The organism is Apilactobacillus ozensis DSM 23829 = JCM 17196, from assembly GCF_001435995.1.
GTDB classification, from domain to species: domain Bacteria; phylum Bacillota; class Bacilli; order Lactobacillales; family Lactobacillaceae; genus Apilactobacillus; species Apilactobacillus ozensis.
This window is the reverse complement of the sequence record NZ_AYYQ01000029.1, coordinates 1-389: the sequence shown is the minus strand read 5'-3', so window position 1 is coordinate 389 and position 389 is coordinate 1. Positions and strand designations below refer to the sequence as shown.

At 29.8% G+C, this 389-nt stretch carries 1 protein-coding gene; it reads left to right on the top strand.

Translation table 11 applies throughout. The features are described 5' to 3' along the window. The coding region (locus FD06_RS03360; RefSeq protein WP_156403094.1) for an IS3 family transposase at window positions 1–389 on the top strand (389 nt) is incomplete at both ends.

The window sequence follows — 389 nt, the reverse complement described above, 5'->3', positions numbered from 1 at the left end:
AGAAGTAGTTATTATTATCACAAGAAAGCTACGCTATCTTTAGATAAGCAACTTATAGAATCCGAAGTAAAAAAAGCAGTGAATGAACATAAAAACTATGGATATCGTAGAATTACTGCCCATCTACGGAATAACAACAAGGTAGTAAATCATAAATGTGTTCAAAGAATCATGCATAAATACGGTTTACAATGTAAATTATTTAGTAAACGAAAACGTAAATATAATTCTTATAAAGGACAAGTTGGACATATAGCACCTAATATTCTACATGGTGATTTTAAGGCTGATTATTTTGGACAAAAACTAACTACCGATGTTAGTGAGTTTAGGTATGGCAATAATTTAATAAACCAAAAGGTTTATTTATCTCCGGTAATGGACCTATA